Annotated in this window: 9 protein-coding genes and 1 pseudogene; 7 read left to right on the top strand and 3 right to left on the bottom strand. The window is 71.0% G+C overall.

The genetic code is table 11. From position 1 onward, the window contains the following. The first annotated feature begins 610 nt into the window (after nucleotides 1-610). Entirely contained in the window at nucleotides 611-1,486 is an 876-nt protein-coding gene (locus AC0B9F_RS11500) for a PhzF family phenazine biosynthesis protein (RefSeq protein ID WP_472001238.1), read from the top strand. Nucleotides 1,487-1,782: 296 nt separating this feature from the next. Here AC0B9F_RS11500 and AC0B9F_RS11495 read toward each other — a convergent pair whose 3' ends face one another. Continuing rightward, nucleotides 1,783-3,054, bottom strand: a complete 1,272-nt coding sequence (locus tag AC0B9F_RS11495) for an extracellular solute-binding protein (protein ID WP_472001236.1) — start codon at nucleotides 3,052-3,054, stop codon at nucleotides 1,783-1,785. Between the two features lie 221 nt (nucleotides 3,055-3,275). On the opposite strand from AC0B9F_RS11495, the gene AC0B9F_RS11490 reads away from it, so the two are divergent. After that, a complete protein-coding gene (locus tag AC0B9F_RS11490; RefSeq protein WP_472001234.1) occupies nucleotides 3,276-4,460 on the top strand; it encodes a phage baseplate protein in 1,185 nt (394 codons plus the stop codon). Here AC0B9F_RS11490 and AC0B9F_RS11485 read toward each other — a convergent pair. Beyond that, a complete protein-coding gene (locus tag AC0B9F_RS11485) occupies nucleotides 4,441-5,322 on the bottom strand; it encodes a N,N-dimethylformamidase beta subunit family domain-containing protein (RefSeq protein ID WP_472001232.1) in 882 nt (293 codons plus the stop codon). The genes AC0B9F_RS11490 and AC0B9F_RS11485 overlap by 20 nt on opposite strands. Before the next feature lie 321 nt (nucleotides 5,323-5,643). Here AC0B9F_RS11485 and AC0B9F_RS11480 point away from each other — a divergent pair, with 321 nt between their 5' ends. From AC0B9F_RS11480 to AC0B9F_RS11460, 5 genes and pseudogenes are all read left to right on the top strand, one after another. Next, the gene (locus AC0B9F_RS11480) at nucleotides 5,644-6,369 is read left to right on the top strand and encodes a restriction endonuclease (protein ID WP_472001231.1); all 726 of its coding nucleotides are present in this window, start codon (nucleotides 5,644-5,646) and stop codon (nucleotides 6,367-6,369) included. Between the two features lie 294 nt (nucleotides 6,370-6,663). After that, a complete protein-coding gene (locus AC0B9F_RS11475; protein ID WP_472001229.1) occupies nucleotides 6,664-7,887 on the top strand; it encodes an MFS transporter in 1,224 nt (407 codons plus the stop codon). 153 nt (nucleotides 7,888-8,040) lie between these two features. Next, entirely contained in the window at nucleotides 8,041-10,713 is a 2,673-nt protein-coding gene (locus AC0B9F_RS11470; protein ID WP_472001226.1) for a glycosyl hydrolase, read from the top strand. Nucleotides 10,714-11,024: 311 nt separating this feature from the next. After that, nucleotides 11,025-11,816: a COG4705 family protein gene (locus AC0B9F_RS11465; RefSeq protein ID WP_472001225.1), complete on the top strand. Its 792-nt coding sequence runs from the start codon at nucleotides 11,025-11,027 to the stop codon at nucleotides 11,814-11,816. A gap of 243 nt (nucleotides 11,817-12,059) precedes the next feature. Then, nucleotides 12,060-12,747 (top strand): annotated as a pseudogene (locus AC0B9F_RS11460) (ADP-ribosylglycohydrolase family protein). A gap of 150 nt (nucleotides 12,748-12,897) precedes the next feature. Here the strand turns inward: AC0B9F_RS11460 and AC0B9F_RS11455 are convergent. Continuing rightward, nucleotides 12,898-13,293, bottom strand: coding sequence for a hypothetical protein (locus AC0B9F_RS11455; RefSeq protein WP_472001223.1), 396 nt, complete (start codon nucleotides 13,291-13,293; stop codon nucleotides 12,898-12,900). Between the last annotated feature and the right edge of the window lie 155 nt (nucleotides 13,294-13,448).

The following is a 13,448-nucleotide window of genomic DNA, read 5'->3' as shown; positions in this document are numbered from 1 at the left end:
TCTCGACTGCGCTGCTGCCAGGGGGCCCGAGGCGCAGGCGGCCGAACCCTGGTGAGCGGCGGCGCGGCTCTCCGTTCGCGGTCATGGGGATCGATGACTGCCACGCCGGCGAGGCGGCGTCGTCCAGCGCAGGGTCTTCGGCGCCGGGAAACGTTGACGGTGCGGTGTGCGCAGGACGACGGCGTACCGCGTCCGTGGAACAAGGGCTGCTCCCCTTCCCGGGGCCGTCAGGCCGGTCCGGAAACCGTGACAGTGGCGACCGGGCCGCTGAACGCCCCGACAGCTGCCGGAAGGCGGCGCAGAGGCAGGGGTGGCTGAGCACCTCGTAAGCCACGCGGGGGTGCGTCGGCCGGGTCTCGACCAGCACCTTCGCTGCGTGACGGCGCTCACATTAGTTCAGGTGAGGGCGGTGCAAAAGACCTCGGGACGTCCTCTCCTCACTGATTGCAGCGGATTTCATACCCTGCGCCACATCGCCCGTTACGTTCGGCGTGGGCCGGCCTCGCGTCGATCTGCCGATCGGGGCGGCGCCGTCCCGCAGATGCTGCGGCTCGTGCGGTTCGGCTGGACCCTGTGAAATACCCGCAGGCCGGCCCTTGTTGCTGTGGACATGACGACACATGCGCCGCGGCCCGAGGTGCTGCGATACACCGCCTTCTCCAGCGCCCCTGAGGGCGGAAACCCCGCCGGCGTCGTTCTGGACGCCGCCGCCCTGGACGACGACGACATGCTGGCCATCGCCGCCGACCTCGGATACTCGGAGTCCGCGTTCCTGACCGCGCCCCCGGAAGGACTCGGCGGCGAGGAGGGGCGGGCGTACGGCATCCGCTACTTCAGCCCCAAGGCCGAGGTGCCGTTCTGCGGGCACGCCACGGTCGCGACCGCCGTCGCGCTCGCCGAGCGGACAGGCCCTGGGAAGTACGTGTTCGCGACGCGCGCGGGCACCGTGCCGGTGGAGGTGGCCGAGGAGGGCGGGACGCTCAGGGCCACCCTCACCAGCGTCGAGCCGCACATCGAGGAGATCGCCGGCGCCGACCTCACGGAGGCGCTCGCCGCGCTCGGCTGGCCGGCCGCCGATCTGGACCCGGCCTTCCCGCCCCGTGTGGCGTTCGCCGGCGCCCGCCATCTCGTTCTGGCGGCGGCGACGCGCGAGCGCCTCGCAGACCTCGCCTACGACTTCGCGCGCCTCGAAACCCTGATGCACCGCTTGGACCTGACCACGGTCCAGATGGTGTGGCGGGAGTCGGCCACGGTCTTCCATGTCCGCAACCCGTTTCCGGTCGGCGGCGTCGTCGAGGACCCGGCGACCGGCGCCGCAGCCGCCGCGTTCGGTGCGTACGCCCGTGAATTCGGTCTGGTTCCCGAGGACGCCGTCCTCACCCTGTACCAGGGTGAAGACCTCGGCCGCCCCGGCGAGCTCACGGTGACGCTGCGCGGGGGTGACCCGCGCGTCCGGGTCAGCGGCGCAGGAACGCGCATCAGCTGACAGCCCGCGCAGTACGGCTGTGTCATCCGGGTCTGCTTCGGCCCGCCGCAGGCCGGTCAGTGGCAAGCGGTCCGGGCGGGGGTCTCTGCACGCGGGCCCCCGGCACCTCAGGGCCGGGACCACGTGCCGGGGTGAGGGACGGTCGTCGCTCTGCGTGCCTTGTGGGCACTTTCGCGAGCGACGAGGCAGGCGTCCGGTCGACGCCGTACGGTCCCGTTGCCGCGTCCGGAGAGGACGCCGGCGGAAGAGAAAGAGGGGAGAACTGAGAAAGGGGCACCCGCAGAGCCAGGTGGCCGCTAGCTGCGCTGCGCCACGTCCCGGGCCGCCTGCTGGGCGATGTCCTCCAGCACGGTCTGCGGGTCGGCCGAGGGTGCGACCGCCTTGCCGATGTTCCGCTTGATGGTGTTGCTGACCTGCAGCCAGGACGGTTCGTTGACCGGGTAGAGCTGGGCCGTGCGCAGTGCGGTCAGGAACTGCTCGGTGGTGGGGTCCGCCGCCGCGCCCTGGGCGGCGGACACCGTCGAGGGCAACAGGTCGTAGCGCCCGGCGAACTCGCTGAGGTTCTTGTCCTCGTAGACGAAGTTCAGGAAGGAGCCGACCAGTTCGCGATTGCCGTCGTGCTTGAAGGCCATCATCCAGTCGGCGACGCCGACCGACGGCGGGGTGTCCCCGTCGCTCAGCGTGTCCGACACGGGCATGGTCAGCGTGCCGACCTTCATGCCCTTCTCCCGCGCCTCGTGCAGCAGTGAGGGGTAGCCGTTGACCATGCCGACGTCGCCGCGCAGGAAGGCGGCGAAGGCGTCCTTCCGGTTGAGCTGGGCCGGGGGGACCGGGCCGGTCAGGTGCGGTGCGACCAGGTTGTCCTTGATCCAGCGGAACGTCTGCGTGTTCTGCGGGGACGCGATGCTGTACCCGCCGCTGCTGTCGGTGTACCCCCCGCCGTTGCTCAGTTCCCAGATCAGGGCTTCGGCGTGCGCCTCCTCGGGGCCGAGCGGCAGGGCGTACGGGTAGAGCACGCCTTCCCTCTTCAGCGCCTTGGCCGCGTCCTTCAGCTCCGACCAGGTCTTCGGTGGCTTGGCTCCGGCCTTGTCGAACAGCTCCTTGTTGTAGAAGAGCAGCCGGCTGCTGGCCACGAAGGGCAAGCCGTAGAGGGTGTCGTCGACCGAGCCCGCCTCCGCGAGCGGCGGCAGGAAGTTCGCCTCCGCCCTGATCGGCAGCAGCTCACTGGCGGCGTAGAGGCGGCCCTGCGCGGCGAAGTCGGAGTAGGCGCCCATGAGAGCCACGTCCGGGGCATGGTCCTCCTGGACCATGCGGGTGACCTCGCGGTCGATGTCGGCCCACGGGTAGAGCGTCACCTCGACCTTCTTGCCGGGGTGGGCGGCGGAGAAGGAGGCGGTCAGCTTGTCCCAGTACGCCTTGGAGCTCGTCGCCGGGCTGTCGCCGTACTCGGGGGCTATCAGGCGCAGCGTCGTGCCGCCGCTTGCGGACGAGCCGCAGGCGGTGAGGAGGGAGCCCAGTAGTCCGAGTGCGGCCACGGAGGCGGTCATGCCGAAGAGTCTTGGTCGCACGGATCTTTCCTTGTGATCTTTTTTCAACAGTGCATCCGGAATCTTCTCTCGCCCCGGCGCGAAAAGCGCCCCCTACCGGACAGTCATGGGCATAGCTCCAACTGTGCCGATCTCGATTGGTGTCTTCCGATATGCCGAGGTTGGTTCCGGCGGACGTAGAAACAGTGCGTAAACCCAGGGCCTAAGCTCAGGTTTCCGTACCGCTTCTGAGGAGTCGTCACTTGATCAAGCTCACCACGGTCACCCCGCCGCTGCTGTCCGGGGCCACCCTCGGTTCCGCCGCCAGCGTGGCGCAAGCGGTCTTCTGGGAGTGCGTGGACCAGTACTGGTACGTCTGCCAGCCCGACGACACTCCCGAGGACATGGACCGCCTCACCATCACGCGGCTCACGGCCGACGGCGCCCTCGTGGACAAGATGACCATCGGCCGGGCCGGGCACGGGGCGAACCTGGGGGTCGAGCGCGACGCCGCCGGCGTCTATCTGTGGGTCGACGCCGTGCCCAGCGGAGGCTGGGCCACGGCACTGGCCCGCATCCCGTACGTCCCCAACGGCACCGCCGACGCCTCCGACCCGTCGGTGGTCCGCACCCCGCGCAAGGGCGTGTACCGCGTGTCGGCCACGGTCGACCCGACCCGGCGGCAACTCGTCTTCCGCTGGCAGTCGAACGACGCAGCCTCCCCCCAGGCGACCGGGGGCATCGACCGCTACGACCTGGCCGCCGCCGCTGCCGGAACGTTCACCCCGCTGCAGACACTGCCCTACGGCGCGTCCGGCAAGACGCTCCAGGGCTCCACGAGCCTCGGCGACCACGTGTATCACCTCTACGGCGACCAGGGTCAGGACAACGTGACGGTGACCTGCACGGAATGGAGCTCGGGCACCGTGCTCCAGTCGCAGCGCATCACCGCCTTCCCCGGACTGCCCTACCGGGAGCCCGAGGGCATCTGCGTCTTCGAGAACAGCCCCGGCGACCCGGCAGCGACCCTCGCCTTCGGCATCGGCGCGCGGTCGGATGCGGGGTTGCGCCAGCTCAACGTCGCGCGCTTCCCGCACCCCGGTACCGACCCGTGGGTGCCGGTGCCCTACAACTCCGCGCTGTACAAGCCGAACAGCGACAGCTATGTCCCCCAGTACCGGCTCGCCGGCGACCAGGTGTTCCTGCACTTCTCCCTGTCCAAGCAGGACGGCACGGCCTGGGGACAGGGAGAGACGCTCTTCCAGCTCCCGCTGCGGGCCCGGCCGGACCGCACCCAGCGGCTGCTCGGCGTGGTGAGCGGATCCGCTGTCACCGGGGACACGATGGCCGTACGGTTCGAGGTCACCACCGACGGCAAGGTCAGCGTCTGGGACGAGCGCGCTCTCATCGGCTGGATCGGCGGCGACGTCAGTTTCTGGGTCTCCTGACCGAAGCCGCCAGGACGCGGTCCAGCCGCTGTGCCGCGCCGCGCCGGGCCGCGTCGACGACGTGGCCGGGCTCGCTCAGCTCGTACGGCCGGGACAGCACCGCGAGTGCGGGCGCGCGGTCGACGACGGCCCGGGTCCCTCTGGACCACCGGGTGGCCCCGGCCGTCCCGGCCAGTACGACGGCGCCGTACCGGGCGGGGTCCACGCGGCGGGCGTGCAGGTCCTCCTCGGTGGCGTAGGTGACGTCGTAGCCGTCGCTCTCCAGCCACCGGGCGGCGCTCGTGTCGGTGCCGAAGTCCTCGGGCAGCCCGAGGCCGGGACACGGGCCGCCGCCCAGCGGGACGACGAGGAGGACGGCGGAGGCGCGGCCGGGTTCACGGACGACGAAGGGGGCGTAGGCCCGGTGGCCGTCGGTGGTGGTCAGCACGGCGAGGAAGATGCCGGAGACCCAGGTGCCGGGCACCGTCGTCCGCCACATGCGGTCCACGGGGACGTCGGCGGCGGTGAGCAGGTGACGGGCGCGCACGCCGCGGTAGTGGCCGAGGCGGTAGATCTCCACGGTGCAGGCGCGGGCCGTGCGGGAGGACAGGCGCAGCCCGAGGGTTTCGCCGGGAGCGACGGAAGCCGTCGTCGCGTATCCCTGGATCTCGGGCCGCCGGGCATCCACCCCGCGGGTCTCCCCGCGGCCCACGCACCAGTCGTCGCAGCCGGCGGCCCGATTCTCCCGTACCACGGGATGGTCACCGCTCTCGGGCGCGGGCAGCGCCTGGGCGGCGCCGGCCGCCGCCCACTGCGCCCCTGACGCGGTGAGGATCGTGACCGACGTCGTACGCAGCACGGTACGACGGGAAAGCTCCGACATGGGTCGACCTCCGGGCCGGTTGTCATGGAGCGATCATGGTAGAGCCCAGGCGCAATCACTGGCCGAAAGGTGCCATACCGCCTGCCGCCCGGAGGAGTTGAAGTCGGCCATCGCTGATCCGTTGTCAGTGTTGCCTGCCACCATGGTCGTTCGGATGGGCGGGCAGGCTGAGCTGATGAGGGGGAGGCCGCACGTGCCTTGGGTGAGGGACCATGTGCGTTCCGACGGGATACGCGTGCGCGGTTACTCGCGGTGGGCGCCGGGCTCGCGCAGGCCCGACGTGCCGCACCCGATCGACTCCTCCACCATGGGCTCCGGCCGGTGACCCGCCGCAGGCCCGCCCGCCGCTCTCCTGCCCGGCGCCCGCGCCGCGCCTCGGCCTCGGTGTCGGCGCGTCGGCGCCGGCAGCGGGAGTCGCGGATCCTTGTCCTCGGCGCAGCCGGGCTCGCCACGCTCGCCCTGGCCGTCGCCGTCGTGCAGTGGCTGCTCGCCCACTGGTGGCTCCTGGCCCTGGCCGCCGTGGCGGCAGTCCTCGCCGGCGTCTTCTGGTGGCAGCGCAGGGCACAGCGGGCCCAGTGGGAGCGGGTGCGCACCCAGGCGCTGCGGTACGGCCTGGCGCAGCTGGACGCGCTGACCCACCGGGACTTCGAGTACGCGGTACGCGACCTGATGCGCCGGGACGGATGCCCGGACGCCGTCCAGGTCGGCGGGCAGGGCGACCTGGGCGCCGACGTGAAGGCGACCGACCCGTACGGCCGGCTGTGGGTGATCCAGTGCAAACACCGCCGCAGCGGCGACCGGGGCGCCGCCGTCGGCACACCCGAGCTGCAGGTCCTCAACGGCACCGCCCGGCCCGTCCACCGAGCAGATGTGGTCGTGCTCGTCACCAACGGCCGCATCACCCAGCCGGGCAGGGAGTTCGCCCGGCATCAGCGCTTGCACCTGGTGGACCGCCGCGTGCTGGCGGAGTGGTCCGCGGGTTCACGGCCGCTGTGGGAGTTGCTGCCCGCGGTTCCCCCGCCGCGGCGCCCGTCGTCCTTGTCCTGAGTGGCTGCTGCTGCTTGCGATGGCGGTATCAGGGTGATGCCGGCGGTGGGTCACGGCGGAGGCCGGGCGCGGTGGCTGTCGAGAATGCCCGTCGGGCGGCTGACGGGCTGCCGCGCTCCTGCCCGCGCCGCGGGTGGCGTGCGGGGCATGGCGCCCGTCCGGCCACGACCGCATCGGCGCGTACGGTCTCGTGTACCCGGCAGGTGGCGGGACGGCGTCACTGGTCACGGTGACGGTTCTCGCCCTGTCCGACGTCGCCTTGGCACCCGGCCGTTTCCCGGAGATCCTGCACCCGTGACCGGACCCACCACGGCGACACCCCCACCGGCCGGACGGCCGTCATGGCTGACCCGCAACGTCAAGGTGCTGTGCGGGGTGTCCTTCCTGCAGGACGCCGCCAGCGAGCTCCTCTATCCCATCCTGCCGATCTTCCTGACCGTGGTCCTCGGGGCGCCGCCCGCCGTGGTCGGCGCCATCGAGGGCCTGGCCGAGGGCGCCGCCTCCGTCACCAAGGTCGCCGCCGGGCGCCTCGCCGACCGGTTCCCGCGCCGGCCCCTGATCGGCGCGGGGTACGGGCTGGCCGCGCTCGGCAAGGTGCTCGTCGCGCTCGCCACCGTGTGGCCGATGGTGCTGGTGGCGCGGGTGGTCGACCGGCTCGGCAAGGGCATGCGGGGTGCACCGCGCGACGCCCTGCTCGTCGACGGGGTCCCTGCCGGGCAGCGGGGCAGGGTGTTCGGGCTGCACCGGGCCGCCGACACCGCGGGCGCCGTCGTCGGCCCACTGGTGGGCCTCGCGCTGTACGAGGCGCTCGACCACCGTCTGCGGCCGCTGTTCTGGGTGGCGGTGATCCCTGCCGTTGCCTCGGTCGCCCTGGTCGCCGCCGTCCACGACCCGGGCCGCAGGGCGGCCGACCCGTCGGTGAAGGCCGTACGGACTCCCTGGCGCTCGCTGCCCCGCCCGTACTGGCGTGTCCTGGCCGCGCTGGTCGCCTTCAACCTGGTCAACTTCCCCGACGCGCTGCTCCTGCTGCGCGCCCACGAGCTGGGCCTGTCCACGGCCGGGGTCGTCGGCGCGTACGTGGTCTACAACGTGGCCTACGCGGCACTGTCCTATCCCGCCGGGGCCCTGTCCGACCGGTTGCCCCGCCCTCTCGTGTTCGCGGCCGGCCTGCTCTTCTTCGCCGCCGGCTATCTCGGCCTCGCCCTCATCCACACGCCCTGGCTCGTCTTCGTCGTCCTGCCGCTGTACGGCGGATTCGCCGCCTGCACCGACGGGGTCGGCAAAGCCTGGATCTCCACCCTCGTCCCCGACCGCCAACAGGGCACCGCCCAGGGCCTCTACCAGGGCGCGACCGGAGCCGCGATCCTGCTGGCGGGGCTGTGGGCGGGACTCGCCTGGGGCTCCGACGGCCAGGGCCCCCTCCTGGTCTCCGGCGTCGCCGCGCTCGTCCTCGCCTGCGCCCTGCCCGCCCTGCGGCACGCGCAGACGACCGACGTCACGGACGATGACCCGAAATAGCTGAGATTTAAAGGAAGTTCGGTGGATGTGGGCCGGAAGGTAAACACCACGCCATTTTTCAGGTGAGTCCTATGTGTGACTGTTGTGCTCACGCCAAGATCCCCTCTGCGCCCGGGGACACCCCCATGCATCCCGGCGCAGGGAGGAGTGGGCATGCTGCCCCCAAGACATCAGCGACGGTTCATGACCTGCACCGTCGTGGCCGCCGCGTTCGGACTGGTAAGCACCCAGGCGTCCGCGGCCCCGGCCGACAGCGGACCCCGGCCCTGGCAGGCGCGCCACCAGGCCGCCATCGGCCGGCAGCACATCAAGGCGGTGCACGCGGGCAACGCCATGTCCGCCTTCACCGCCGAAGGCGATGACGACGGCGCCGACGAGGCGGAGAACTCCGCCGAGTCCACGGCCCAGTTCACCGAGGCCCGCACCGCACCCGGCGTGGTCGCACCGGGCGCCTACGGCGCTGCCTGGCAGCAGCTGCAGTCCATGCGGCACACCTTTGGCAGCTGGGACCACGTCACGAAGAAGCCGTACGACTCGGACGACCCCCGCTACCGGGATGTGAACTCCAACTCCAGTGGCGGCGCCGGGCAGGTGACCGGCCGCATCACCGGGATCGCCGCCGACAGCCAGGGCGATGTGTACGCCGGCGGTGCCAACGGCGGCGTCTTCCGGTCCACGACCGGCGGCGGCCACTGGAAGCCGATCGCCGACAAGCTGCCCTCCCTGTCGACCGGCACGCTCGCCCTGGACGGCAGGAACCGGCTCTGGTACGCCACCGGCGAGTCCAACACCGGGGCCACGTCCTTCGTCGGCACGGGCGTGTACGTCCTGAAGGACCCGCGCCACGGCCAGTTCCAGCCCGGCGACCGCGTGGGCGGCGCGGAACTGGAGTCCACCGTCATCCACGCGCTGCGCTTCGCCGGCACCAAGGTGTGGGCCGCCACGAGCACCGGCGTCTGGTCGCACTCGACCACGACCCTCTCCGGGCCGTGGAAGCAGGAGTTCGCACCCAACCCCGACTACCTGCCCGGCGGTTCGAAGGCGGACGACCCGAGCGCGCCGTACAAGAACATCGCCAACGACATCGCCGTCGACCCCAAGGACCCGGACAAGGTCCTGCTCGCGGTCGGCTGGCGCGGTGGCGACACCTACAACGGCCTGTACGCCCGCCAGGCCGACGGCACCTGGAAGCCGGCCGGCGGACTCGGCGACCTGCCCACCAGCAGCGACGACGTCGGCAACATGACCTTCGCAGCCGCGGCCGACGGGTCGCGCCTGTACGCCATCGACCAGTCCCCGGCGATGACCAACTCCAACCCGGACAGCGGCCTCAAGGGCGTGTACGTGTCCAAGAACGGCTCGCCGTTCGGGCCGTGGACACTGATCGCGGACTACACCAAGCTGAAGGCGTCCGGATCCGCCCTCCAGGGCGACGGCTACCAGCCGGGCATCCAGTCCTGGTACAACCAGTTCCTCCAGGTCGACCCCGCCAACGCCGACCACGTCTACCTCGGTCTGGAGGAGGTCTTCGAGACCAAGAACGGCGGCTCGACCTGGACGACCCCGGGCCCGTACTGGAACTTCCCCTTCCCCTGCTGGAGCATCGACCCGGCCAAGCAGACCGGTGACTGCTCGCCGACCACGCACTCCGACCAGCACGCGGTCGCGATCGGCACCTACAAGGGCAAGAGCTGGGCGTACGTCGGCAACGACGGCGGAATCTACCGCCGCCCGCTCAACGGCGCCGTCGACTCCGGCGGCCACGCCAAGGACTGGCAGTCCCTCAACGACGGCACCCTCGACACCCTCCAGTACTACTCCGTCGGCGTCGGCAAGGACCTCGCGGGCGGCGGCGTCTCGGTCACCGGCGGCCTGCAGGACAACGGCCAGTCCATCCTGCGCGGCCGCGACAAGGTCATGGGCTCCGACTTCGGCGGCGACGGCGGCGACACCATCACAAACCCCGCCAACGGCTGCGACATCGCCGAGGAATACGTCTACCTCGACATGTGGGTCACCCAGAACTGCGGTGTGAACGACGGCTCGTGGACCACCGACCCGACCAAGGCCACCGAGTACGAAGTCGCCCCGCCGGACAAGGACCAGGGCGGCGCGGGCGCCCGCTTCATCGCGCCGATCGCCGCCGACGCCAAGAACACCAGCACCTGGATCGCCGGCGGCCGGCACGTGTGGGTGAACACCAAGGGCTTCGCCATCCGCTCCGGCAAGGAGTGGGCAGACGCCTACGACCTCGGCGAGGGCCACACGGCCACCGCCGTGGCGTCCTCCGGCGGCACCGTCTACGTCGGCTGGTGCGGCCCCTGCAACAACCAGGGCTTCACCCGAGGCATCGCGGTCGGCAACGCCGACGGCACCGGCTGGCACCAGCTCAACCTGCCGGTCGACGGCACCATCCCGAACCGCTACATCTCCGGCTTCGACATCGACCCGGCCGACGCCCAGCACGTGTTCGTGGCGATCAACGGCTTCTCCCGCAAGTGGACCGAGGGCCCCGGCGCCGGCGTCGGCCACGTCTTCGAGTCGAAGAACGGCGGCGCCGACTGGACGGACGTCTCGGCCAACCTGCCCGACGTACCGGCCAACACCGTGAAGGTCCTCCCGAACGGCGGCCTCGCCCTGGGCACCGACCTGGCCACCTTCTACCGGCCGGCCGGGGCCACGCAGTGGGAGGTCCTGGGCCACGCCCTGCCGAGCACGGCCGTGATGCAGCTGCGCCTCGGCCCCGACGGCAAGCTGTACGCCGCCACGCACGGACGCGGCATCTGGTCCTTCGACGTACGGCGCCTCAAGAGCCGTAAGAACTGATCACAACGGCTTCGTCATCACGGGCGGCCGGTGCACCTCCTCGGCAGGAGACGCACCGGCCGCTCCACGTCCGGGATCACCGATGCACCGTCGGCCTCAGCCGGAGCCTGAAGAACGGCTCGGACTCGGGGCCTAGCGCCACCCGGCCCATGGGATAGCACTGGTTGCACGCCGCTGACCAGCCCATCGGCCGCCGCGTTCAGGTTGTGTTCAGGCCCGGCGCGGTGTGGGGCAATTCAAGGTCCACAAGCGTCAAAACTCTGGCAAAGGGGTCTAGGGAAACGGCTGGACCGCATGTCATCGTGCCTGTCATGTCGACCGATCACCTCACGCACAACCGGCCCGCAGGCCACATCCGTCACGCGGCGAGCAAGGTGCCGGAGGTGACTGTCTACTTCTGGATCATCAAGGTGCTGACGACCGGGATGGGGGAGACGGCCTCCGACTATCTGGCCCACGTACTCGGACCGATCCCTGCCGTCGGTCTGGGCGGGATCGCCCTGGCGGCCGCCTTGGTGCTGCAGTTCGCTGTCCGGCGGTACGTGGCGTGGATCTACTGGACGGCGATCGTCATGGTCAGCGTGTTCGGGACGATGGCCGCCGACGTCCTGCACGTCGGTGCCGGGGTGCCGTACACGCTCTCCACTCCGTTCTTCCTGGCCGCGCTGGCCGCCGTCTTCGTCCTGTGGTTCCGCAGCGAAGGCACCCTGTCCATCCACAGCATCCACACCCGGCGCCGCGAGACGTTCTACTGGGCCGCTGTGCTGGCCACGTTCGCTCTGGGCACCGCCGCTGGGGATCTCACCGCCACGATCGGCCTGGGTTACCTGGGCTCGGCGGTCCTGTATGCGGCCGCGATCGCTGTTCCGGCCGTCGCGCATCGCTGGCGCGGCCTCGACGCGGTGACCGCGTTCTGGGCCGCGTACGTCATCACCCGCCCGCTCGGCGCCTCCGTCGCCGACTGGATGGCCCTCGGCCACGACCGGGGCGGGCTCGGGCTCGGTCTGGGACCGGTCACACTGTCCTGGACAGTGGCCATCCTCGGTTTCGTGGGCTACCTGGCCGCCTCGCGCAAGGACATCCAGCACGAGGTCACGCCGTGACCCGGAGACGACACCGAGCGGCGTCGGCTGCTTGACCCCACGGTCGTCCGCGCCCCACCACGCTCCGGTGACACTGGGTCAGCGCGACGACGCGATCCCCGAAACACCGATCAGTAACGACGGCCTCGATACCGAAGGGGAGGGGAGCCAGAAGCCGGGGCCCGGTCGGCTGGTCCTGGGCGGTGTCCGAGTAGGGCCGCGCGGCCCTCGGCGTGGCGTAGGTAGCCTGCGCGAATGAAGCGGATACAGCGGGTGCAGCGGGCCGCTGGCGCGGTCGTCGGCTCAGCGGTGGGTGACGCCCTGGGCGGCCCGTTCGAGTTCGGTCCCCAGGGAGCGTTCTCCGCGCGATTTCCCGCCCCTGGCGGTGGTGGCGAGATGTGCGGGGGCGGCGGCTGGGATCCCGGCGAGGCCACTGATGACACGCAGATGGCCATCCTGGTCGCGGAATCGCTGCTGGAGCGGGGCGAACTGGATCCGCCGGACATCTTCGCCCGCTTCCAGCGGTGGGCGGCAGCAGAACCGAAGGACATCGGCTTGCAGACCGAAGACGTCCTGACCAACGGCATGCCCTGGGACCTCGCCGCCGCCATCCATTTTCAGGTCAACCAGCGAGCAGCGGGAAACGGCTCGTTGATGCGGGCGTCGACCTCCGCGGTCCACTTCGCGGCCGCCGGCCAAGAAGCCACCCTGGACGCGGCCCGCCGCATTGCATTGCTGCCCTCACCCACGGTTCAACGGTGCCGTCTGGCCCTGCCTGGGCTCTGCCGTCTGGGCCCTGCGCACCACCACCAGCTTCGAAGACGCGATACGCGCGGCGATCGACCTCGGCGGTGACACGGACACCGTCGCCGCGGTGACCGGAGGCGTCGCGGGGGCGTACTACTTGCTCCGCCTTGCACATTGCCTCGGAGAGACAAGCCCAGGGTGTTGAAGTGAAGTAGCCGGCCGGGTATCGCCGTGGGGCGCTGGGCAGGGCGGTGGAGCGGCCGAACGCGTCGTAGGTGTCAGCGCCCTTCACCATTCGGTCGTCGGCGCTGTCCTGCTGACGCTGATCGCGACAGCATGACCGTGTCAGGGCTCATCAGGGGATCATCACGCAGTGGTTCTCGATGACCCGCCCGCCGCGGTCGAGACCGCCGCACACGGCCAGCCGCGGGTAGGCCCTGATCTCCCGGTTGACGACGAACCGCCACCGCGAGACGTTCGCCTTGCTCCCCCGGTAGTCGCCGACGAAGGCGCGCAGTGTCCCCGACAGGCCATCCCTGGTGGTGACGGTGATGTCCTGGACGTAGTCGCGGCCCTGATAGGCGGTGGCGACGCAGATGTAGCTGCCGCAGGTGGACTTCACCTCGGCGCTTGCCGGTGTCGCGGTCGCCAGGAGCAGTGTGCCGGCGGCAGTCAGCGCGGTGCCAACAGCTGTGAGCCCGCGCCAAGTGAGCGGTGCGGGCCGGGCTGCCGGGCTGAGGTTGTGGGGCATGAACCCTCCTCATCGTTTTCCTGAGCGCCTGATTCCGAACTCTGGCGAGGTGATGTCGAGCGCGCAAGGGGGCATCGGCTCGACCAGGAGCGCGAGGGGGGCGCGCAGGGGGCAGCTTTCGGCGACGATCCGGCGCCGGATGCGTGCCCCGGCAG

This window comes from Streptomyces sp. NPDC097129, assembly GCF_055668065.1.
Note: the sequence above shows the minus strand (reverse complement) of the source record. Positions and strands in the feature narration are given on the sequence as shown.

Coding starts and splice junctions, on each gene's coding strand:
- AC0B9F_RS11455 (WP_472001223.1), bottom strand. CDS start 13,293: ATGCCCCACAACCTCAGCCCGGCAGCCCGGCCCGCACCGCTCACTTGG.
- AC0B9F_RS11465 (WP_472001225.1), top strand. CDS start 11,025: ATGTCGACCGATCACCTCACGCACAACCGGCCCGCAGGCCACATCCGT.
- AC0B9F_RS11470 (WP_472001226.1), top strand. CDS start 8,041: ATGCTGCCCCCAAGACATCAGCGACGGTTCATGACCTGCACCGTCGTG.
- AC0B9F_RS11500 (WP_472001238.1), top strand. CDS start 611: ATGACGACACATGCGCCGCGGCCCGAGGTGCTGCGATACACCGCCTTC.
- AC0B9F_RS11485 (WP_472001232.1), bottom strand. CDS start 5,322: ATGTCGGAGCTTTCCCGTCGTACCGTGCTGCGTACGACGTCGGTCACG.